Annotated in this window: 22 protein-coding genes and 1 pseudogene; 12 read left to right on the plus strand and 11 right to left on the minus strand. The window is 70.2% G+C overall.

Annotated features, from left to right (window positions below; genetic code table 11):
• Positions 1-497: 497 nt before the first annotated feature.
• The 5 genes from E2651_RS45460 to E2651_RS24960 all read right to left on the minus strand — a co-directional run bounded on the left by E2651_RS45460 (position 498) and on the right by E2651_RS24960 (position 4,165).
• Positions 498-692, minus strand: a complete 195-nt coding sequence (locus E2651_RS45460; protein WP_280922804.1) for an HNH endonuclease signature motif containing protein — start codon at positions 690-692, stop codon at positions 498-500.
• A 360-nt stretch (positions 693-1,052) separates the two neighbouring features.
• Entirely contained in the window at positions 1,053-1,604 is a 552-nt protein-coding gene (locus E2651_RS24950) for a hypothetical protein (RefSeq protein WP_135333453.1), read from the minus strand.
• A gap of 444 nt (positions 1,605-2,048) precedes the next feature.
• A complete protein-coding gene (locus E2651_RS45465) occupies positions 2,049-2,582 on the minus strand; it encodes a transposase (RefSeq protein ID WP_348541667.1) in 534 nt (177 codons plus the stop codon).
• Positions 2,515-3,258 carry an IS630 family transposase gene (locus E2651_RS45470; protein WP_245239182.1) on the minus strand — a complete coding sequence of 248 codons (744 nt, stop codon included), beginning with the start codon at positions 3,256-3,258 and terminating at the stop codon, positions 2,515-2,517. The genes E2651_RS45465 and E2651_RS45470 overlap by 68 nt, the downstream gene beginning before the upstream one ends.
• 193 nt (positions 3,259-3,451) lie before the next feature.
• Entirely contained in the window at positions 3,452-4,165 is a 714-nt protein-coding gene (locus E2651_RS24960) for a carboxymuconolactone decarboxylase family protein (protein ID WP_135333454.1), read from the minus strand.
• 74 nt (positions 4,166-4,239) lie between these two features.
• Here E2651_RS24960 and E2651_RS24965 point away from each other — a divergent pair, with 74 nt between their 5' ends.
• Entirely contained in the window at positions 4,240-4,878 is a 639-nt protein-coding gene (locus E2651_RS24965) for a TetR/AcrR family transcriptional regulator (protein WP_135333455.1), read from the plus strand.
• Between the two features lie 465 nt (positions 4,879-5,343).
• Here E2651_RS24965 and E2651_RS24970 read toward each other — a convergent pair whose 3' ends face one another.
• Positions 5,344-7,041, minus strand: coding sequence for a recombinase family protein (locus tag E2651_RS24970; RefSeq protein ID WP_167828886.1), 1,698 nt, complete (start codon positions 7,039-7,041; stop codon positions 5,344-5,346).
• A 51-nt stretch (positions 7,042-7,092) separates the two neighbouring features.
• Here E2651_RS24970 and E2651_RS24975 point away from each other — a divergent pair, with 51 nt between their 5' ends.
• The 3 genes from E2651_RS24975 (at position 7,093) to E2651_RS24985 (ending at position 8,718) form a co-directional block, all read left to right on the plus strand.
• Positions 7,093-7,422: an antibiotic biosynthesis monooxygenase gene (locus tag E2651_RS24975; RefSeq protein WP_135333457.1), complete on the plus strand. Its 330-nt coding sequence runs from the start codon at positions 7,093-7,095 to the stop codon at positions 7,420-7,422.
• An 81-nt stretch (positions 7,423-7,503) separates the two neighbouring features.
• Entirely contained in the window at positions 7,504-8,142 is a 639-nt protein-coding gene (locus E2651_RS24980) for a LysE family translocator (protein ID WP_135333469.1), read from the plus strand.
• Positions 8,143-8,172: 30 nt separating this feature from the next.
• The gene (locus E2651_RS24985; RefSeq protein ID WP_135333470.1) at positions 8,173-8,718 is read left to right on the plus strand and encodes a GNAT family N-acetyltransferase; all 546 of its coding nucleotides are present in this window, start codon (positions 8,173-8,175) and stop codon (positions 8,716-8,718) included.
• 26 nt (positions 8,719-8,744) lie between these two features.
• On the opposite strand, the gene E2651_RS24990 is transcribed toward E2651_RS24985, so the two are convergent.
• Complete coding sequence (locus tag E2651_RS24990) at positions 8,745-10,817, minus strand: MDR family MFS transporter (protein ID WP_135333458.1); 2,073 nt, start codon at positions 10,815-10,817, stop codon at positions 8,745-8,747.
• A 401-nt stretch (positions 10,818-11,218) separates the two neighbouring features.
• On the opposite strand from E2651_RS24990, the gene E2651_RS24995 reads away from it, so the two are divergent.
• The gene (locus tag E2651_RS24995) at positions 11,219-11,896 is read left to right on the plus strand and encodes a peptidoglycan-binding domain-containing protein (protein ID WP_245239184.1); all 678 of its coding nucleotides are present in this window, start codon (positions 11,219-11,221) and stop codon (positions 11,894-11,896) included.
• A gap of 36 nt (positions 11,897-11,932) precedes the next feature.
• Here E2651_RS24995 and E2651_RS25000 read toward each other — a convergent pair whose 3' ends face one another.
• On the minus strand, positions 11,933-12,598 hold the full coding sequence (locus tag E2651_RS25000; RefSeq protein ID WP_135333459.1) for an HAD-IA family hydrolase: 666 nt from the start codon (positions 12,596-12,598) through the stop codon (positions 11,933-11,935).
• 237 nt (positions 12,599-12,835) lie between these two features.
• Complete coding sequence (locus tag E2651_RS25005; protein ID WP_135333460.1) at positions 12,836-13,414, minus strand: TMEM165/GDT1 family protein; 579 nt, start codon at positions 13,412-13,414, stop codon at positions 12,836-12,838.
• A 480-nt stretch (positions 13,415-13,894) separates the two neighbouring features.
• Here E2651_RS25005 and E2651_RS25010 point away from each other — a divergent pair, with 480 nt between their 5' ends.
• The 4 genes from E2651_RS25010 (at position 13,895) to E2651_RS25025 (ending at position 19,001) form a co-directional block, all read left to right on the plus strand.
• The gene (locus E2651_RS25010; protein ID WP_135333461.1) at positions 13,895-14,542 is read left to right on the plus strand and encodes an HNH endonuclease family protein; all 648 of its coding nucleotides are present in this window, start codon (positions 13,895-13,897) and stop codon (positions 14,540-14,542) included.
• A 98-nt stretch (positions 14,543-14,640) separates the two neighbouring features.
• Positions 14,641-16,281: an alkaline phosphatase D family protein gene (locus tag E2651_RS25015; RefSeq protein WP_135333462.1), complete on the plus strand. Its 1,641-nt coding sequence runs from the start codon at positions 14,641-14,643 to the stop codon at positions 16,279-16,281.
• Between the two features lie 183 nt (positions 16,282-16,464).
• Positions 16,465-18,468 carry an FAD/NAD(P)-binding protein gene (locus E2651_RS25020; RefSeq protein ID WP_135333463.1) on the plus strand — a complete coding sequence of 668 codons (2,004 nt, stop codon included), beginning with the start codon at positions 16,465-16,467 and terminating at the stop codon, positions 18,466-18,468.
• Between the two features lie 56 nt (positions 18,469-18,524).
• The gene (locus E2651_RS25025) at positions 18,525-19,001 is read left to right on the plus strand and encodes a DoxX family protein (protein WP_135333464.1); all 477 of its coding nucleotides are present in this window, start codon (positions 18,525-18,527) and stop codon (positions 18,999-19,001) included.
• A 35-nt stretch (positions 19,002-19,036) separates the two neighbouring features.
• Here E2651_RS25025 and E2651_RS25030 read toward each other — a convergent pair whose 3' ends face one another.
• Entirely contained in the window at positions 19,037-19,594 is a 558-nt protein-coding gene (locus E2651_RS25030; protein WP_135333465.1) for a superoxide dismutase family protein, read from the minus strand.
• A gap of 265 nt (positions 19,595-19,859) precedes the next feature.
• Here E2651_RS25030 and E2651_RS25035 point away from each other — a divergent pair, with 265 nt between their 5' ends.
• Positions 19,860-20,495 carry a VTT domain-containing protein gene (locus E2651_RS25035; RefSeq protein WP_135333466.1) on the plus strand — a complete coding sequence of 212 codons (636 nt, stop codon included), beginning with the start codon at positions 19,860-19,862 and terminating at the stop codon, positions 20,493-20,495.
• 111 nt (positions 20,496-20,606) lie between these two features.
• Here E2651_RS25035 and E2651_RS25040 read toward each other — a convergent pair whose 3' ends face one another.
• Positions 20,607-20,834 (minus strand): DUF2277 domain-containing protein, encoded by a 228-nt coding sequence (locus E2651_RS25040; RefSeq protein ID WP_135333467.1) that lies wholly within the window; start codon positions 20,832-20,834, stop codon positions 20,607-20,609.
• Positions 20,835-20,943: 109 nt separating this feature from the next.
• On the opposite strand from E2651_RS25040, the gene E2651_RS25045 reads away from it, so the two are divergent.
• The gene (locus E2651_RS25045; RefSeq protein WP_135333468.1) at positions 20,944-21,291 is read left to right on the plus strand and encodes a hypothetical protein; all 348 of its coding nucleotides are present in this window, start codon (positions 20,944-20,946) and stop codon (positions 21,289-21,291) included.
• A gap of 40 nt (positions 21,292-21,331) precedes the next feature.
• Positions 21,332-21,546, plus strand: a pseudogene (locus tag E2651_RS25050) (hypothetical protein); the annotation flags it as partial.

The following is a 21,546-nucleotide window of genomic DNA, read 5'->3' on the forward strand; positions in this document are numbered from 1 at the left end:
GGTCTGCGGGGCATGGGGTCACCTCCAAACAGGGGGAATGACCCGTGGATACGATCAGTAAGCACGGGCCCAGCCAGCGTCAGGTAGGGCGAGCACGTCCCCACTCACTTCGTCGTCGTATGAGCTTGGTCGGGATTCGCAGGCCAAGTGTCCGTATTGCCGCATTTCGAAGAGTCCATCTAGCCTGAAAACTCGCAGGCGGGTGTCACATCTCTGCGCAAGCAGTACGGCAATGGGTGTTGTTGACGGTCCAGGATCTCGGGTCCACAAACGGCATCGCGGTAGACGGATGACCCAGCACCCGCGCTAACGTCCGGTCAGCGCGCATCCGCAACTGACATGACGGAGGGTCCGCACATGGCAACCGACTACAGCACTCCCGTACTGGACATCCGATGCGGCGGGTTCCGCATGACTCTTCAGCGCGTCCCCGTACGGCTCTTGACTGGCCTGGTGACCCTTGGCGTATCTGCGCTCACGGCTTGGCTGACGACCCGCTAGAACGGGGCACCAGCGGCCCCGAAGTCCTCGCGCGTCTTGAGCTTGTGACAGCCCCGACAGAGCGTCTGCACGTTGTCGTCAACGTCCTCGCCACCGAGGGCGAGCGGCTGCACGTGGTCGATGTCGATAGCCGACGCAAGCACGTCCCGCAGACAGCGGGCACAGCGAGCCCGACCCGCCTTACGGATCACCCGCCGGAGCCTGCGGGCCGCATCGTTGCCGCCCGCGAGGAGCTGCCGCCGCTTACGCCGAGCACGGACACTCGCCCGGCCCTAGTAGTCCTGGTGGTGAGTCTCGCAGCGAGGCGCGCGTTGTGACGAAGTGACGTTCAAGACCCTGTTTCTATGTTCCCTTAGAAACTTAACGAGATATCAGAAATAGGGGTCTGAACGTCACTCCGTCACACTCACGCGTCAGCGCTGAACGCTCTCATCCCGCAGCGGCGAACGGCGGAGACCACTCGTCCAACAGCCGATCCTTCTTCGACGCGCTGCACACCACGCAGACCACACGCTCATGCCGGGACGGGTCGGAGGGTACCCGCCTGGGGGTCACTCCGACAGCGCGACGCCCCGCCAACCCTCGTAGCCGGCCAGCTTCCGGCGCGCACCGAACCGCTTGTCCATGGCCGCGAACAGAGCGCGCTTCCCCGTCACTGTGCCCAGTGAGCGAGCCAAGACGGGTTCCGCCGTCGCGAACGCTTCCCACGCCGCAGTGGTGCGTACGTGCGTGCCGAACGGCGCAGAGCCGAGGTTCCGCACCCATGACGCAGGGTCGTTCAGTGGGGCGCGGAAGGCGTCGAACTGCGAAGCCAGCGAAAGGAGCTGAGTCGCTCGGGTGTCGGATGCCGACTCGATCGCTGACGCCACATCGCGCATGTGGTGGATCACCGTGCGCTCGACATCGGCAGGGGCGGGAATGGTGTCCAGTTCCTTGCGCAGAGCCCCCATGGTGGCCATGAGGCCTTCCTCCTCCTCGGCGGTAGCAGCGTCGGGCAGCGCGTCTCTCACCGCGTCAAGGCGGTCACGCAGCACCCTGCGGCGTTCCGCGTTTGCCTCCTCGCGATCCAAGCCGTCTGCCAACACACGGAGCCACTCGCCCATGCCGCGTCGGATCAGCGGCCAGTCCCGCCACTCTCCGCCCGGGGTCGTCCACTGAGCCCCCGACCACAGGAACGGCAGCGGCGTGCTTGCCCTGTCGGCGTGACGGGCCGCGTCTTCAGTGCGGTGCGTGCTGACACGTCGGCTATGTACTTACCCATCTAAACCCCCGTAGAGAAAGACATTGAAGACAGTTGACCCCGCTGTCTTGCCAAACACTGACCAGATCAGGTGGCCAAAGGTGAACCGATAGCCACTCAAGAGGTGATCCCAGAGACTGGCAAAACGCCAGGTCACCCGCTGTTTAGGTGAAGAGAGAGCAACAAAAAACAAAAAACATAAGACAAGGAGACGGGTGTTTGAGCGTCACCACCGTCACCGCGTCACTTCCACCACTGCGCCTCCCCGACCCTTAGTGGTCAGCGCCGGAAGTCCTTCGGGGGTTGATCAGGCTGCCAGGGCGACGGAGGATTCTTCTTGTCGGTCGGCGGGTGTGTGTCGGTCGAGACGAGCCAGTAGATCGTCCAGGTCGGAGGTGGTGAACTTCCACTGGAACGGCTGTGCTGTGGCGTTGTAGCGGTCTTCGAAGGCTCGGAGCCGGTCCCGGACCTGGGTCAGGTCGGTGAAGTCGTTGGGTCGGACGACCTTGCGCTGGACGATCGAGAAGAAGATCTCGATCTGGTTCGTCCAGGAGGCGTGCACGGGGGTGTGGACCATGACCGCGTTCGGAAACGCCTTGGCCAGACGGTCTATGGCCTTCTTCCCCCGGTGGGAGGAGCCGTTGTCGACGATCCAGAAGACGCGTTTCACGCTGGCGTAGGGCTCGGTGGCCATGACCTGGGCGACCAGGGCCATGAAGGGCACGATGCCGGTCTTCGGCTCGCAGCGGCCGAAGACCTTCGCGCAGTGGACGTCATCGGCGGCCAAGTAGGCCAGCGCGCCGCTCGCAGCGGCCGAAGACCTTCGCGCAGTGGACGTCATCGGCGGCCAAGTAGGCCAGCGCGCCGCCGCGGCCGTACTCGTGGTTGACGCGCATCGCCCGGGCCCGGCCCGGGGCCAGGGTCGGATGGCAGCGGCAGCGGGCCTGGACGGAGGTCTTCTCGTCGCTGGAGATCACGTACTCGTCCTCACCCAGCGGGGCACTTTCGAACGTGCGGGCGTAGAGGTCCAGGACACGCTGGGCCTTGGCGCGGAAGTCCGGGTCGCGGATGAAGATCCAGGACCGGTACTGCCAGGGCTTGAGCGCGTCCTCGCGCAGCCAGCGGCGCACCGTGGACGCGGAGACGGTATCGGTGATCCCGCGCGCGGTCAGCTCGGCAGCCAACTCCGGGCACGACCAGCGCGCCAGCGGCACGCCGGTCTCGGCGGGTAACTGGCAGGCCAGCGCCTTGGCCTCGGCAACCTGCACGGGAGTGAAACGGGCGGGGCGCCCTGAACGCTTGCGGTCGGCCAAGGCCGGCAACCCGCCGGCGGCGAACCGGCCCCGCCAAGCGCGAACCGTGTCCAGGTGCAGACCCGTCTCGCGGGCGATGCGCGCATTGGAGCGCCCCCGCGCCGCGTGCAGGATGACCTGCGCGCGGACCCGCAGTCGGTACTCGGTCTTGTGACCATAGGCCATGTTCTTCAGCCGCTCGCGCTCGGCGGCAGTCAGCAGCACGGGGCGGGCGCAGGGTATGCGCATGGCAGGAGGAACGGCCGATCTCGCGAAGTGGATCACTGACGGTTGTGCAGCCTCGCCGCGGTGGCGTCGCCGGCTCGCCCGACGATGCCCTGGACTGCGCCTGCGGCCTGCACTATGACGGGACCGGCCCTTCGGTCCGAGTCGTGCGCGGGGTGCAGGCGACAGGCGTTCAGGCGTCCTCGGCCGTCTGCTTTCCCTGCAGCTCCTCCTGGTCGGCCAGCAGCGCGTCCAGGACGTTCAGGGCGCGCCAGGTCCGGGTCATCCCGAACGTTGCGGTGGCGCGGACGGCGGCGCGGACCTCGTCGGGCGTCGCTCCCGCGCCCAGCGCGCGGCTGACGTGAGCACGGAAGCTCTCCTGGAGGGTCTGGTAGAGGACGTCCACCGTCATCGTGGCGAACGCCCGCTCGCGGACGCTGATCCGGGACATGCCGGCGCGCATCCGCGACTGCAGGTCCATGTAGTCGGCGAAGCCCGGGTCGAGGGCACGCACCTCGGCGCGCATCGCCGTGGGGATGGGGCTGCCCGTGCCGTCCGCGTTCACTTGGTGACCCTGACCTGTCGGCCCGGGCAGGCCGTGCTTGCGCTCGACCTCAGACAGCCGCTCCAAGGCGGCCAGCGCCGCCGGGTAGCCGCTGTCGTAGGAGATGAAACGGAGCAGCTCGCGTAGGTCATCGGCGTCGAGCCCGTTGTCCAGGGCGGCCCGCACGTGCAGTTCGAAGGGCATCCCAAGGACCTGTTCGCAGACGTCGGCAACGAGGCTGAGCAGAGTGAGCTCGCGCGGCGTCAGCTGAGTTCTCGACTCGGTGAGTTGCAAGCTTGCAGCGGCCATTTCCGCGAAGACCGGGTCGAGTTCCTTGGCCGTGGTCTGGGTCGGCAGCGTCATGGTGACTCCTCTTAAGTGAATGCCTGTAGGGCTACGACTGTAGCCCTACAGGCATTCCAATACAATGGCTGATCATGGATGCGACCACTCCGGCCCGAACGACCGCCCGCACTGCGCCGCGCGGCCGCAACCCGCGTGGCCAGGGCGAGCGGCTGCGCACCGAGATCGTTGACGCGGCGCTGCGGCTGCTGGACGAACTCGCCGACGACCAGGCGCTGTCGCTGCGGGCGGTCGCCCGCGAGGTGGGCATCGCCGCGACCTCCGTCTACATCCACTTCGCCGACCGCGACGCGCTGGTGCTGGCCGCCCTGGAGCACTGTCATGCGGACCTGTTGCGCGCGGTGGACAACGCGGAGTCGGGTGCCGCCGACCCGGTGGCCGCACTGCGCGCCCGAACGGCGCTGCTCGGCGCGTGGTCCCGCGAGCACCCGGGGCTGTACAAGGTGCTGCACGAGAGCACGCTCAACCGGCGCACGGACATGTCCTTCAAGGAGGAGATGGCCAAGCGCACGACTACGGCGATCCGCCGCTGCATGGACGCCGGGCTGGCGCCGCGCGGCGACGCGGAGACCGTCTCCCTGGATCTGCGCACGGCCGTCCACGGCGCGGTCTCACTGCGCGTCAACCAACCCGATCTGACCTGGCCCCCGCTGGAGGAACAGGTGGACCGGTTCCTGGTGAAACTGGTTGGCGTCCCGCCCGCGGAAGGGTGACGGCGGTGTGACGTGCGGCGAAATGGCTCGGTGTCGCGCCACGGTAGCCGATCCCGGAAGGCCGGGCTCCGCGCTCCGGACCCACGCAGGGCTTGATCACGTCCTGGGCGAGCCGCTGGTGTACGGCGGAGGCGGATGCCGGGGCCAGAGATGCGGCGCGCGGTGAGTTGCTGCGGCCGGTTTCGAGCAGCTCCAGTGCGGCAGCGGAGTGTCCGTCTCGGCTTCGCCGGCCCTCTTGGCCGGTGCCCCGAACTGCAGCGGCGGCCTCTACCTCGCCAGACCGAGCCTGCGATCCGCACCCCGCACACGGCCTGACCTCGCGTCAACCCCCGAAGGACTTCCGGAGCCGACCACTAAGTGGGCTCTCTGACAACATCCCCGCAGGTCAGACACGCTGCCAGGAACGCCGAACGGCCCGCCACCAGGTTTCCCCAGCGACGGGCCGCGACAGGCGTTCAGGCAGGCTCAGGCGCCCGCAGACTCAGGGGATTCGGCCCACTTGAGGATCACGCGGTCTGTCGTGTTCGCGTTCCGGCCCCTGCCCACGGACTTGGCGATCCGCACCGAGTCGAGGAACAGCGCCAGGAAATCGCGCTTCGTCTTCAGGTCCCACCCCGCCCAGGTAGACCCCTCGCCGATCGGGTCACCGTCCACGCTCGTCCATTCGTTCGGAATCTGGATGGTCCGGCTGTCCGCTGAATCGAGTTGGGCGAGACGCTCGGCCGTGCGCTCCTCGTGAGCCGAGAGCCGCGCCATGGACTCCTGGAACATCTGAGTACCGGTCTTGTCGGAGTACACCCCCGCCAAGCGGTCCGTGTGCAGGATCCGCCTCGATTCCCGTACGTGCTCCAGTTCGGCGCGCACAGAGACTCGTTCGGCGTCCCGCTGAGATGTGTCCCCCTGCCGCGCGAAACGGCGTGCCGCTTCGGCCAACCATTCAAGGTCGTCCGGGTCTTCCGGGTCCATGGCAGTGAGGCGAGCCCATACCCGGCCCGCAGCCTCGTAGTCCGCCGCTTCCTGGCCGATGACCAACCCGCCGTGCCCGGCCACGACGCCCCCGGCCCGGTTGCACTTGTAGTAGAGCTTCTCGCCCCGCTTGTCACTGACCATCACCGAGCCGCACACATCGCAGAACAGCAACCCGTGGCCGGCGAGCAGCGTGGCAACCCGTCGCCCGCTCCGCACGACCGTCTGAGTGCGGCCGTCCAGCACGTCTTGTAGCTGCCACCAGTCCTCAGCGGGGATCAGCGCGTCGTGCGCTTCGAGGGGCTGGCCATCGTCGTCTCGCAGGATGACGCGTCGGCCCATCTTGCCCTGCACCAGCTGCCCGTCAGCGTCCTTGGTCGGCAGTACGCGCCCCTGCCACTCGATCGCGTACCCGGCAAGGCGAGGGTCCCGCAGGATGCGCAGCACGGTGGACGACACCCAGGCGGGGCGCTCCACGGACTCCGAAGTCCCCCGGGCACGGCGCGCGGCGAGGCGCTTCTCGCCCGACTTCCCGAGCGTGGTCACCTTGGTGGGCGCTCCGTCTTCATTGAGTCGCTTGGCGATGTGCGAAGCGGACATGCCGTCCGCCGCCCACTTGGCCATATCGCGGACGTACGGGGCCTCTACGGGGTCCGGGACTAGCCGGATCACGGAGAGCTTGCCGTTCGTCCGTCGCTCAGTCGTGAAGCCGTACGGCGCGACCCCGGACACGTGGCTGCCGGCCCGCCGGAGCGTGTCCTTCGTACCCGACACGTAGGCCGACTTCATGTCGGATTCCTGCTGCGCGAGACCCGCGATGATGGCAAGGATGCCGACACCGACCGGGGTGGACGTGTCGAGGTACGGCTCTTCGACGCTGACCAGCCGGACGCCGTGCGACTCCAGCTCTTCGATGATCCGCATAGCTTCCAGCGCGCCACGACGAGTGAGGCGGGACAACGAGAAGACGATCACGGCGTCCACATGCCCGCCGCGCACGGCCGCCATCATCTCCTCGAACCCCGGGCGGTGAATGCTCGGGTCCCATCCGGACTTGCCGACGTCCTCGAAGTGACCGGCCTCTTTCCACCCCTTCGAGCTAATCAGCGACGCGCACCGGTCGCGCTGCGCCATGGGCGACGCCTGGGAATCATCCTCACGGCGCTTGGACTGACGGATGTAGGAGACTGCACGCACGTCGTCAAGGCTAGGCTCAAGGCCCGGCCTGTGATTCCTGAGAGGTGTCATGTGCCTAGTGTTGTAAAGATCAACGTCCTGACCGTGCCCGCCGAGCAGCGCGAGGTCCTGGAGAAGCGCTTCGCCTCCCGCGCCGGCGCCGTGGAGAACTCCGACGGCTTCGAGTGGTTCGAGCTTCTGCGCCCCATCGAGGGCACCGACGACTACCTGGTCTACACGCGCTGGCGCGACGAGGAGTCGTTCCAGGCCTGGATGGAGGGCCCGATGAAGTCGGCGCACCAGGGCGGCGGCGCGGGCGGCGGTGAGCGTCCCAAGCCCGCGTCGAGCAGCGCCGCCGTCTGGTCGTTCGAGGTCGTGCAGCAGGCGGCGCCCAAGCGCTAGCGCAAGAGCCGACGCGTACGCGTCGGCCGAAGCCGGAAAAGCGTTACCGACGCGCGCCGCCTCCGTGGTGCGATGGCCCGCATGATGTCCTCCGACCGAATACTCGCCTTCGCGGCCATGTCGTTCCTGCTGATCGTGGTTCCCGGGCCCAGCGTCCTGTTCGTGATCGGGCGGGCGCTGGCGCAGGGGCGCCGTGCCGCGCTGACCACGGTGGTGGGGAACACGATCGGCGCGTACGTACTCGTCGTGGCCGTGGCGCTCGGGGTCGGGTCCGTGGTGGAGCGCTCGGTCGTCGTCTTCACGGCGCTCAAGCTGCTCGGCGCCGCGTACCTGATCTGTCTGGGAGTCAGGGCGGTGCGCCAACGCGGGTCGCTGCAGGCCTCGTTCAGCGGTGACGGCCCGGAGCGCAGCGGTCCGCGTACGTTGTGGGAAGGGTTCGCGGTCGGCGTGGCCAACCCCAAGACCATCGTCTTCTTCGCCGCCGTGCTGCCGCAGTTCGTCGACCGGGAGCAGGGGCACGTCATGGCGCAGATGCTGCTGCTCGGCCTCGTCTTCAATGCCATCGCCGTGACCTGCGACAGCGTGTGGGGGCTGGTCGCGGCCACCGCGCGGGGCTGGTTCGTCCACTCGCCGAAGCGGCTCTCGACGGTCGGCGGGATCGGCGGGCTCACCATGATCGGGCTCGGCGTCAGCATCGCGGCGACCGGCCGCAAGGACTAGGAAATGGCCCTCACGAACCCCATGAACCCCATGAACCACACCGAGCAGCACAGCACCGGAAGCCCCGCCTCCTGGACCGTCGGCCCCGAAGCGGTCGACTCCCCTGCCGCCCGCGCCCTGTGGCGGGCGTACTACACCGAGGTCAGCGACCGCTACTACCTGCTCCATGAGGGACGTACGACCGATCCCGAAGAGCTGGAGCGGGAGGTCGCGGCGGAGACCGGGGCGGATCTGGTGGCGCCCGGCGGGATGCTCCTCGTCGCCCTGTACGAGGGTGAGCCCGCGGGCACGGCCGGGGTGCGGATGGTCGATGCGGGGGACGGGATCGCCGAGCTCAAGAGGGTCTTCGTACGCGAGGAGCTGCGCGGCAAGGGGGGCTCCGGGGTGCTGCTCGGGGCCGCCGAGGACGCCGCCCGTGCGCTCGGGGCGCGGCGGATCGTCCTCGACACGCGGCTCGATCTGGTCGAGGCGCGGGCGCTGTACACGCGGCACGGGTATGCGGAGACCGAGCCGTTCACCGAGCGGATGTACGCCGAGGTCTGGTACGCCAAGGACCTTGCCCCGGTGGCCGGTTGAGGCCGGAGCGGGGTGCGGCCCGCCGCTCAGTCGGCCCACACCCCGCGCTGTAGCGGCCTGCCGTTGTGCGGCCGTTCGGTGTCCGAGCCGCACATCTCGGCGCCGAGTTCCTCGACGAGCTGGACCAGGTCGGTGGGCCGGTCGGGGCCCCACCAGTCGCCGAGCAGTTCGGACAGGGACTCCTCGCGGGCCTTGGAGAGTCTGGCGACGACCTCCCGGCCCTCGTCGGTCAGGGTCAGGCCCATGCCCTCGCGGAGGGCGAGCCGCCGCTCCTCGACCTGGCGGGACGCCGCGGTGATCACGGTCAGCGGCACGGCGCTGCGATCGGCGAGCGCCGCGGGTTCCACATGGCCGTGGCGGCTGATGCGCAGCAGGAGCCAGCTGGCGGCGGGCAGCAGGTCGTAGCCCGCGCGCTCGGTGATGTGCTCGTAGACCTTGCGGCGGCCCTCGCGCGTGCCGAGCACCGACAGGGCCCGCGCCACCTCGTCGTACGAGGAACGCTCGACGGGGTTGCTGGCCAGGGTCTGCGTCGTGTCGGGCGCGGTGACCGAGCCGCGCAGCTTGTCCTCGCGCAGGAACCAGGCCAGGACGAAGGCGACCAGGGCGACGGGCGCGGCGTACAGGAAGACGTCCGTGATGGACGAGGAGTAGGCGTGCAGGACCTCGGGGCGCAGTGTCGCCGGGAGTTCGGCGATGCCGCGCGGGTCGGCGGTGAGGGAGTCCGCGCTGACGCCGGGCGGCAGTTCCTGGCCCGCGACGGCGTCGGAGAGCTTGGTGACGAGCCGGTTGGCGAAGATCGTGCCGAAGATGGCGACGCCGAACGAGGCGCCGATCGAGCGGAAGAACGTCGCGCCGGACGTGGCGACGCCCAGGTCCCCGTACGGCACCGCGTTCTGCACGATGAGCACCAGGACCTGCATGACCAGGCCGAGGCCGAAGCCGAAGACGAAGAAGTAGGCGCTCATCTCGCCCGTGCTGCTGTTCTCGTCGAGCTGGTGGAGCAGGAGCAGCCCGAGGGCCGTGACGCCGGTGCCGACGACCGGGAACACCTTCCAGCGGCCCGTGCGGCTGACGATCTGGCCCGATGCGGTCGACGAGATCAGCAGCCCGACCACCATCGGCAGCATGTGCACGCCCGACATGGTCGGAGACACACCTTGGACGACCTGGAGGAACGTCGGCAGATAGGTCATCGCGCCGAACATCGCGAAGCCGACGACGAAGCTGATGATCGCGGACAGGGTGAACGTCCTGACCCGGAACAGCTTCATCGGAATGACCGGCTCCGCCGCCTTGCGCTCGACGCTCACGAAGACGAAGGCCAGCACGACGCCGAGCACCGCGAGCCCGATGATCTGCGGCGAACCCCAGTCCCATGTGGTGCCGCCGAGCGAGGCGACGAGGACGAGGCAGGTGGCGACGGAGGCGATGAGGAAGGTGCCCAGGTAGTCGATGGTGTGTTTGGTCGAGCGCACCGGGATGTGCAGGGCCGCGGCGATGACGAGGAGCGCGACGACGCCGATGGGGAGGTTGACGTAGAAGACCCAGCGCCAGCTGAGATGCTCGGTGAACAGGCCGCCGAGCAGCGGGCCGAGGACGCTCGTCGCGCCGAAGACGGCGCCGAACAGGCCCTGGTACTTGCCGCGTTCACGCGGCGAGACGATGTCGCCGACGATCGCCATCGAGAGCACCATGAGCCCGCCGCCGCCGATGCCCTGCAGCGCGCGGAAGCCGATCAGCTGCGGCATGTTCTGCGCCATGCCGCAGAGCGCCGAGCTGATCAGGAAGATCACGATGGCGGTCTGGAACAGCTTCTTGCGGCCGTACTGGTCGCCCAGCTTGCCCCAGAGCGGCGTCGCGGCCGTCGAGGCGAGGAGGTAGGCGGTGACGACCCAGGAGAGGTGCTCCATGCCGCCGAGGTCGCTGACGATGGTCGGCAGGGCGGTGGAGACGATGGTCTGGTCGAGCGCGGCGAGCAGCATGCCGAGGAGCAGCGCTCCGATGGAGACCAGTACGCCGCCGTGCGCGTGCTCGTCCGGCGGTCCGGGGACGGGGTCGGGCTCCGGCCCCGTGGGGCGGGCGCTGAGGTCCTGCGTCATGGAACCTCCCGAGGGTCCTTGGCCTGGTCCTTGACCTAGGGGCTCTCCTTGCGGGGCCTCCTTCTCCATCCTGGTGCGTGTGACCCGTTATGGCCTGTTGAACCGTGGGTCTGCATGATCTCTGGAGTTCTCCAGGGGTGGGGTACGAAGAGTGGACAGCGCAGCACACGGCCGTGGCGGCCGGAGACAGACATGCCCGCGATGCGGCACGGAGCGGGCGGCGGGCAGTGCGCCCGCCTGCGGCTGTGCGGAGCGGGCGGGGGACGCGGCACGCGACGCCAGGTCGGCGGACGCGGCGGCCGCGGAGGACTTCGATCCGTTGCGGATACGTCCCTATGTGACGCTGCCGGAGCCCGCGGCGGAGGCGGCGGACCGCGGCGGAGGCGGCGGAACCCGCGCCCGTGGCGGCCCCGCGGGTGGCCGCGGATGCGCCTCGGTCGGCGGATGTGGGTCTTTTCGCGTCCCGGGCGCCGGAGGGCGATCTGCCGCCGCCGACGGTTTCGTACGCGGCGGACGACGAACCGGAGCCGCGTCGGGGCCGTACGCCCTGGTACGCGGGGGTGGGCGCGGTGGTGACCGTGGTGACCGTCGCCGTCCTGGCCTCGGGGGTGTTCTCCTCCGACGACGAGCCGGAGCGGGACCGGGCGCTGCCGGACGCGCCGACGAGCGCGGTGGACGTGCCGTCCGGCTCCGCCACGCCATCGAAATCCGCATCGGCGTCCGCGTCCCGCAGCGCAGGCCCTTCGCCCTCGCGTACGGCTTCGGCATTCGCCTCGGCCTCGACGCCTGCACCGTCCGCGACGCGGTCCACGGCACGGGCCACGGGCGCCGTGGAGCCGGAGGAGCCGGCCTCGGGCCAGGTGCTGCGGCGGGGCGACCGAGGTGCGGAGGTCAGGGAGCTCCAGGAGCGGCTTCGGCAGCTTTCGCTGTACGAGGGTGAGGCCCACGGCAATGTCAACTCACCGGTGGCGACGGCGCTGTCCCGGTTCCAGGTGGCCAGGGGAACCGCCGAAGCGGACGGCGAGGGGGTCTACGGGGCGGCCACCAGGGCTGCGCTGGAGGCGGAGACGACGCCTTAGGCCGGCCGCGCCTTGGTGCGGGCAGGCCGCCCCCGCTCACCCGAAGCTGAGCTCAAGCCCCCCGCCGGCCACGGCAGTCACCCGTACCTGCGTCAGATCGTCGACCTGCACCGTCGGTGCGAACTCCCCGGCGCGAGGGCCGACCCCCACGACCCGCATCCCGGCCGCGCGGCCCGCGGCGATCCCCGCCCCCGAGTCCTCGAAGACGACGCAGTCCGCGGGGTCGAAGCCCAGCTCGGCGGCCCCCTTGAGGAAGCCCTCGGGGTCAGGCTTGCTCGCGCCCACGTTCTCCGCGGTGACCCGCACGGCGGGAAGCGGCAGCCCCGCCGCGGCCATCCGCCCGGTGGACAGCGGGATGTCGGCGGACGTCACGAGGGCATGCGGCAGCCCCTCCAGCGACGCCAGGAAGGCAGCGGCCCCCGGCACCGGAACGACACCCTCCATGTCCGCCGTCTCCTCGGCCAGCATCACGCGGTTCTCCGCGTAGTTCTCCTCCATGGACCGCTCCGGCAGCAGCACCGCCATCGACGCGTACCCCTGCCGCCCGTGGACGACCTTGATGACCTGGCCGAAGTCGAGCCCGTGCCGCTCGGCCCAGCGCCGCCAGCAGCGCTCGACCACCGCGTCGGAGTTGACGAGCGTTCCGTCCATGTCCAGGAGCAGGGCCCGGGCGGTCAGAACAGAGGCGGTCTCAGCCGTCATCGACGTACTCCAGAGCACAGAGGGAGGTGAGTTACAGAGGGAGGTGAGTTACAGAGGGAGTTGAGTTTCCGAGGAGGAAAAAGAATCAAGGCAGCTCCGCCCGCCGGTCAGGGAATACGGGCGGAGCCACTTTGTTCCCCTACGATACAAAAAGGGGCCGCCGATCGCCAGCACCGCAGGTCACACCCCCACCAGGACCCCCGCGAAGGCCTCCGCGAAGGCCCCCGCCCAGACCCCTCAGGCAATCGCCTCGTACAGGCTCCACAGCCCGAGACCCAGCATCAGCAGCGCCGCGATCTTGGTGATCAGCGACAGCGGCACGCGCTTCATCAGCGCCTTTCCGCCGACGATCCCGAGCCCGGCGACCGCCCACAGCGCGAGCACCGCGCCGAGGCCCACGGAGAGCGGGTCGTCGTACCGCGCGGCCAGGTTCGCGGTCATGATCTGCGTCAGATCGCCGAACTCGGCGACCAGGATGAGCATGAAGCCCGCGCCGGAGACCTTCCAGAAGCTCTGGTCCTTGGGCTCGCGGACCTCTTCCTCGTCGTCGCCGCCCTTCAGGAGCAGCATCGCCGCGCCACCGAGGAAGAGCACACCGGTGAGCGCGTGCAACAGCCGCTGGGGCAGGAGCGTGAGCACGCTGCCCGCGGCCACGGCGAGCACGACATGGACGACGAAGGCGGCCGCGACCCCGACGAAGACGTACGAGGCGCGGTAGCGCGTCCCGAGGACGAGCCCGGCCAGCGCTGTCTTGTCCGGGAGCTCGGCAAGGAAGACGACGCCGAAGACGAGCGCCATCACGCTGATGCTGATCAAGATTCCTCAATCGGTCGGGGCCGCCCCGCCGAGAGCATTCGGTACTTCGCGTACGACACCTCGGCACGGCAGCGCACAACAGACGCACACGGATGTGTACGCCGGGCACTGCTTGCCGAAGGTCTCGCTGACCGGCCACGCCGATGACGGGACCTGCCTCCGGGCGCCGGCTCAGGCGAGCTGAGCAGTATGTCGACGGTCCGGCGAAGAGCTACTCCCCTTCTGCGTCATACATCGTACGTGACGTCCACGGAGCCCGGTCCAGGGTCTTTCGACCCCCTGGGAATGTGATCCAGGTCACGCATTCCGGGGACTGCGCCAACTCCCGCACGCATGAACGCTCATGACACGGCGTCAGAACTCTTGAACTGACCGCCTGATTGACGCGACCCTGTCACCTGACGCACATCCGCAGGAAACCCCACCGCGTCAGCATGACCACCCCATAGGTCAACTTCCCCCCACATCAAGGGAGTTCGCATGTCCGCAGTCTACGCGCGTCGACGTCTCGCCACTCTCACCGCCGCCACCGCCCTCGCCGCCGGTGCGACATTCCTCACCGGCACCCCCGCCCAGGCCGCTCCCCCGGAACCCGTCTCCGCCGCCACCGCCCGCACCTACCTCGGCCGGCTCACCGAGAAGGCCGAGGGCTCCTCCGACGGCTACAGCCGCGACAAGTTCCCGCACTGGATCACCCAGTCCGGCGCCTGCAACACCCGCGAGGTCGTCCTCAAGCGGGACGGCACCAACGTGCAGCAGGACTCCAGCTGCGCGGCGACCTCCGGCACCTGGAAGTCCCCCTACGACGGCGGCACCTGGACCGCCGCGTCCGACGTCGACATCGACCACGTCGTCCCGCTCTCCGAGGCCTGGAAGTCCGGCGCCAGCAGCTGGACCACCGCCCAGCGGCAAGGTTTCGCCAACGACCTGACCCGCCCCCAGCTGATCGCGGTCACCGACAACGTCAACCAGAGCAAGGGCGACCAGGACCCGGCCGAGTGGCTGCCGCCGACCACCTCGTACCACTGCTACTACGCCCGGATGTGGGTGGACGTGAAGCACCACTACGACCTCACGGTGAACCCGGAGGAGAAGAGCGCCCTGTCCTCGATCCTCAACGGCTGCTGAATCCGGCGACCGCTGTTCATCAGCCGTCGATCCCCGGAACCTCCCCATGAACCTCCGTCGTTCCGTACCGTACGGGGCGACGGAGGGGAGTGATCAACGTGGCACGGCTGCGCCTGGGTCCGCTGCTGAGGTATGTCGACGGTTCTACGGCCACGGTCTGGGTCGAGGCCGACCGTCCGTGCACCGCCGAGGTGCGGTGCGCGGACGGCGCCAAGGGCACGGCGCAGACCTTCCAGATCGCCGGCCACCACTACGCGATCGTCCCGGTCACGGGGCTTCGGCCGGGCACGGAGACGGCGTACGAGGTGCGGCTCGGCGAGAGTGACGCTCCCGTGTGGCCGCTGCCGGACTCGCCCTTCCCGCCGAGCACCATCCGCACGCCGGGCGACGGCGCCGACGACCCGCTGCGGGTCACCTTCGGGTCCTGCCGCTGGGCGGCCCCGCCCAGCGGCGAGCACGATCCCGTGGGCCCCGACGCCCTGGACACCCTGGCCGCCCGGATAGCCGCAGCCCCGGACGCCGAGCGCCCCGACGTCCTGCTGCTGCTCGGCGACCAGGTGTACGCGGACCAGACGTCCAAGGCGACCCGCCGCTATCTCGCCGCCCGCCGGAGCCTCGCCGATCCCCCGGGCGACCAGGTCGCGGACTACGAGGAGTACACGCACCTCTATGACGAGTCCTGGCTCGACCCCGAGGTGCGGTGGCTGCTCTCCACCGTGCCCAGTTGCATGATCTTCGACGACCACGACGTCATCGACGACTGGAACACCAGCGCCGCCTGGCTCGCCGAGATGCGCGCGACCCCCTGGTGGCGCGAGCGCGTCCTGAGCGGCCTGATGTCGTACTGGGTCCACCAGCACCTCGGTAATCTGCCGCCCGCCGAGCTCGAAAGCAGCGAGCTGTACGCGGCGGTGCGCGGGGCGCCCGACGGCACCGACACCCTGCGCGCCTTCGCCGCCGCCTCGGACGCCGACCCCACGGCGACCCGGTGGAGCTACCGGCGGGACTTCGGCCGCGTACGCCTGCTCATGGTCGACACCCGCGCGGCCCGTGTCCTGGACGAGCACAGCCGCGCGATGCTCGACCCGGACGAGGCGCGCTGGCTGCGCGAGCAGGCCCTGGAAGGCGGCTGTGACCACCTGCTGATCGGCACCTCGCTGCCCTGGCTGCTGCCCCATCTCATCCATGACGCGGAGGGCTGGAACGCCGCGCTGTGCCGTGGTGAGCGGGGCGAGCGCTGGGCCCGCTTCGGCGAGAACCTGCGCAGGCGCTCGGACTTGGAGCACTGGGCGGCGTTCCCCGCGTCGTTCGACGAGCTGACGTCGCTGATCGCCGAGGCGGGCAGCGGTGAGGGCGCCCCGGCGACGGTGTGCGTCCTGTCCGGCGACGTCCATCACGCGTACATGGCGGAGCCGACCTGGCCGGGCGGCGGCGGACCGGATTCACGCGTCCTGCAGCTGACCTGCTCCCCCGTCCACAACTCCATCCACGCGTCGATAAAGATGGGCTTCCACTTCGGCTGGAGCAAGGTCGGCCGCGCCCTGGGCCGCCGCTTCGTACGCCACGGCAGAACGGCACGGGCAGCCATCAACTGGCGCAAAACGGGCGGCCCTTGGTTCGGCAACCAGCTCATGACGCTCACGCTGCGCGGCCGTTCGGCGAGCGTGCGCCTGGAGCAGGCGCGGACGGTGCGCGGCACGGTGCGCCTGGAACAGAAGGAGGAGTCACGACTTTCCTAGGCAAAGGCGAACCCCGCCCCACGGGCCCCGCGTGACACGGCCCACACCCGGACTACGATCCTCCGCATCAGGGTTCGACTTCCCCGCTTCCGGCGGCATGATGAGGCGGACCATCCGCTTCCGACGACTTCCGAAGAGGCGGACCCTCCGCTTCCAGCTCCTCTACGCCCCGGAGTCACGCCCTTGTCCGCAGTACCCGCAGCGACCGCACCGGATCCCGAGGTCGCTGTCGCCGTCGTCGGCGCGGGACCCCGCGGCACCAGCGTCCTGGAACGCCTCTGCGCCTCGGCCGCCGATCTCCTGCCGCCGGGAGCACGGCTGACGGTCCACGTCGTCGATCCGTCGCCGCCGGGTCCGGGGCGCGTGTGGCGGACCGCCCAGCCGCCGGAGCTCCTGATGAACACGGTCGCCTCGCAGGTCACCCTCTTCACCGACGAGAGCGTGGACTGCGCGGGCCCTGTCCTGCGCGGGCCGAGCCTGTACGAGTGGGCCGCGGCGGGGCACGCGCCGGGGCTCGGCCCGGACGACTACCCCACGCGCGCCTGCTACGGCCGCTATCTGGAGTGGGTCTTCGCCGAGACCCTGCGCGGCTCCCCCGACCGGGTCCGCGTCGAGGTACATGCGGCGCGGGCCGTGCGACTCGACGCGGACCCGGCCGGGGGCGGCGGCAGGGAAGACACGGGTGACGGAGCCCAGTTGCTCGTACTCGAGGACGGGCGTGAGATCTCCGGGCTCGGTGCCGTCGTCCTCGCGCAAGGGCATCTGCCCACGGCCGCCGACCAGGACGGCCTTCTCCTCGCCGAGCACGCCGCCCGGCACGGCCTGCGGCACATCGCGCCCGCCAACCCCGCCGACGTCGGCCTCTCGGCGATCGCCCCCGGCGAGCGCGTGCTGCTGCGCGGTCTCGGCCTGAACTTCTTCGACCACATGGCGCTCCTTACGCAAGGTCGCGGCGGACGCTTCATCACCGCACCCTCGGGCGGTCTCAGTTACCTGCCGTCCGGACACGAGCCGAAGCTGTACGCCGGTTCGCGGCGCGGCATCCCTTACCAAGCGCGCGGCGACAACGCGAAGGGCGCGTACGGGCGGCACGATCCCGCCGTCCTCACCCCGGACGTCATAGCCCGCTTCCGCAAGCGCGCGGGCAGCGGTGACGCCCCCGACTTCCTCGACGAGATATGGCCGCTGGTCGCCAAGGAGGTGGAGACGGTCTACTACACGGCGCTCGTCCGCCCCGCCGAGCGCCCCTCCGAGCAGGCCTCCGAGCAGGCCTCCGAGCGGTCCGCCGCCTTCCGCGCCGCGTTCCTCGACGTACCCCACCGCAGCCCTCAAGAGGCCCTGGTCCTGGACGAGTTCGGGATCGCCGAGGCCGCGCGCTGGTCCTGGGACGGCCTCGCGCGGCCGTGCGCCGGCCGCGCCTTCCGTTCCCCTGACGACTTCCGCGGCTGGCTCCTGACGTATCTGCGCGAGGACACCGCGCAGGCCGCGCTCGGCAATGTCGCGAGCCCGCTGAAGTCCGCCCTCGACGTCCTGCGCGACCTGCGCAACGAGCTGCGCCTGATCGTCGACCACGGCGGCATCGCGGGACCGTCCCGGCGCACGCACCTTGACCGCTGGTACACGCCGCTCAACGCCTTCCTGTCGATCGGACCGCCCCGGCGGCGCATCGAGGAGATGACGGCGCTGATCGAGGCGGGCGTCCTGGAGGTGCTCGGCCCGCGCCTGGACGTGCGGGCCGACGCGGACGGGGTCTTCCGCGCGCACTCGCCCGACGTTCCGGGGTCCGATGTGCGCGTCACCACCCTGATCGAGGCGCGGCTCCCGGAGCCGGACGTGCGCCGCACCGCGGACGAGCTGCTCGGGCGGCTCGTGCGGACGGGTCAGTGCCGCCCCCACGTCGTCGACGGATACGAAACCGGAGGCCTTGACGTGACACCCCGCCCGTACCGCCTGATCGACCGTCAAGGCCGGGCGCACGCACGGCGGTTCGCGTTCGGCGTGCCCACGGAGGGGGTGCACTGGGTGACGGCGGCGGGCGCCAGGCCGGGCGTCGACTCGGTGACCCTGTCGGACGCGGACGCGGTGGCGCGGGCCGTGCTGCGGACGGCGGCAACATCTTCCAGGGTCTCGGCGACGGAAGCGGAATCTTCCGACCGGCCAGATGTTGAACTTGCAAGCATCGATTAGGTTCCCCTAACCTTGGGCCTCCACTCGGTTCCGTCCCCAAACCGAAGGAGTCCCCCATGACTGGACGTCTCAACAGCGCCCAGCCCTACGCTCTCGGCCTGTTCCGCATAGTCGTCGGCCTGCTCTTCGCCTGCCACGGCGCCGCCTCGCTCTTCGGCGTGCTCGGCGGCGCGATGGGCGGCGGCACGATCGACGCGGGCACCTGGCCCGGCTGGTACGCGGCCGTCATCCAGCTGGTCGGCGGCGCCCTGGTCGCCCTCGGCCTCGGCACCCGAGCCGCCGCGTTCATCTCGTCCGGATCGATGGCGTACGCGTACTTCAAGGTGCACCAGCCGGAGGCGCTGTGGCCGATGGAGAACGGCGGCGAGGCCTCCGCGATGTTCTGCTGGGCCCTGCTCCTGCTCGTCTTCACCGGTTCCGGCGCGCTCGGCGTCGACCGCCTCTTCGCCTCGAACGGCCTCTTCGCCGCGCGCGGCGAGCGCGGCGAGCGCAAGGACGACACCGCGTCGGAGCGGACGCCGGTGGCCGCGTAGTTCCCCACCGCTCCACACCGCTCGCCCTGCGCCCCTCAGGCGCGCGGGGCGAACGGCACCGTGAAGCACGCGACGCGGTCCCCCGCACCGCCCTGCTCGCGGTGCAGCACGACGGACCCGGCGCCGCCCGGCCGGAACTCCCAGCCGTGGCGGGCGCTCGCCTTGCCCGAGCCGTCCGGGTCCGTGGTGAAGTCCAGCCACACCTCGTTGCGCGGGTTGACGTAGGCCGGGTCCTTCGACGGCTGCACCGGGTCCACGCGGTGCTGATAGTGACCACCGGCCGCGGTCGGCTCGGCGCCGCACGGCTTCTGGTGGACATGGGCGCCGTACGCGTACCCCGCCTTCAGCCCGTTCACCCGGAGGGTGAACGTCATGCCGCCCGGCTTCCCGCGCTGCTCGACCCCGATCCAGGAGGCCGCGGGCACCAGATCCATGTCGTACGTGATCGCGGGTGAGGGCACGAACGCCGAGGGCGGGGCGAACTGCCCCTCGGCCCACACCCGGTAACAGTGCGCCGCTCCGTCACCCGCCGCACCACCGCCTGCGGCGAACACCGCCGCCGCCACGGTCCCGGCGAGTATTCCTGCCACCATCGCCCAGCTCCTTCCGTATCCATCAGTCGACATCAGCCGATGTCACTCCATACGGGCCATACGGGTCTTTCGTACGGGACTTCGGCGCCGCGCGCCGCGCCGGGAGGGGCAGCCGGGTGAACGTGGTGTAGCGAACATCTGAGCCCCCAGTGGATCTCCGGCGAAGGGCGCGGCGTACGCTGTACAGCTGTCACAAGCCGCCCCTGCCGCTCCCCGCGACGTCGCGGCAGCCAAGCCGTCGACCGGGGAGTTACGGGGAATTTCGGTGCTGGAAAATCTGGGCGCACTGACCGGCAGCCCATGGATCTACGCGGTAGTGGCACTGTCCGTGCTCTTCGACATCGTCCTGCCGGTGCTGCCGAGCGGCGTCCTCGTCATCACGGCGGCCACGGCGGCGGCCGCGGCGGGAACGGGTGCGGGGCACGTCCCGCGCGAGGTCCCCGACATCCTGGTCCTCACGCTCTGCGCGGCCACCGCGTCGGTCCTCGGCGATCTCGCCGTCTACCGTCTCGCCTGGCGCGGCGGTGAGCGTCTGGACCGGGCCATCGCCCGCTCCCGCCGCCTCACCACGGCGCAGGAACGACTCGGCACGGCCCTTTCACGGGGCGGCGGCGCCCTGGTGGTCATCGCGCGCTTCGCTCCCGCGGGCCGCTCGATCGTCTCGCTCGCGGCCGGCGCGGCCCATCGCAAGGTGCGCGAGTTCCTGCCCTGGTCGGCCCTCGCGGGCGTGGCCTGGGCCGGGTACAGCGTGGCGCTCGGCTACTTCGGCGGGCAGTGGCTCGGCGCGACGTGGCTGGCCACGGGCGTCTCCCTGGTCGCGCTGTTCGGCGCGGGCGCGGGGGCGGCGTTCCTGGTGCGGCGGCCGCGGGCGGCCGCGACGCACGAGGCGTCGGCCGTTTAGGCGGGACCAGGGCCTGTCCGGTGGGTCAGGCCGGCCTTCGCGCCGGGCGCCGATTGATCAGGGCCGAGCGGGCCAGGGGTCGCGACCCCGGCAGGACCCATCGGACAGGCCCTAGGCGCGGGCCTTGCTCGCCCCCCGCACCTCGAGCCCCTCGAGCAGCTCGGCGGTGGCTTCGGCGACGGCGTCCACGGCGCGGTCGAACACCTCGCGGTTGTGCGCGGCCGGGGCGCGGAATCCGGAGACCTTGCGCACGTACTGAAGCGCGGCGGCCCGGATCTCCTCCTCGGTGGCGTCCTCGGGGATGGCGGGCGGACGGAGCGTCTTGATGCTGCGGCACATGCCTCCAGCTTGCCGCGTCCGGGGCGGTTGAGGCGAGGGCCCGGAAGTTCACCCGTTTCAGGCGTGGCTTCACTCGCCCCTCAAAATCGAACAGGAGTAGCATTACGCCGTGCCTGCAACCCCTGCGTACGACTTCCCGAGCGACCTCCTCGCCGGACAGGAGGAGCTGCACCAGGTCCGGGCCGAACTCCTGGCCCTGCTGAAGCGGCTCCCCTGGTCGGTGACGCCCCTGGACGGCTTCAGCGACGACCACGGCTGGCGCAAGGTGGAGCGCCCCGCGTCCCCGGGCTGGACCCCGGACGAACAGGCGGAGGTGGAGAAACTCCGCGAGCGGGAGCGGGAGTTGGCGGTGTTCGTCACCTGTCACCGCTTCTGGGACGAGGTGTCCGGACCGGACGCGGTGGCGGCCCGCGCACGGCTCAAACACGTCCATGAGAAAGCCATTGACACGGGGTGACAGCGGGCGTTGACTCCCTCTACGCCGAGGAGGTGCTGCCATGAATCTGCTGCTGGTCGTCCTGCTCCTGGCCCTGATCGGCCTGGGTTTCAATCAGCCACTCCTGTGGCTGGCCGCAGCGGCACTCGTCTTCTTCATCTTCCAGCAGTACGACCGCGCGGGCTCCAAGAGCGGCGGCGGAAGCGGCTCCGGCTCCAGCTCCGGAGGGAGCTCGGGCGGCGGAGGGAGCTCGGGCGGCGGAGGGAGCTCGGGCGG

Origin of the sequence: Streptomyces sp. MZ04, from assembly GCF_004684775.1 — a bacterium.
Classification (GTDB): domain Bacteria; phylum Actinomycetota; class Actinomycetes; order Streptomycetales; family Streptomycetaceae; genus Streptomyces.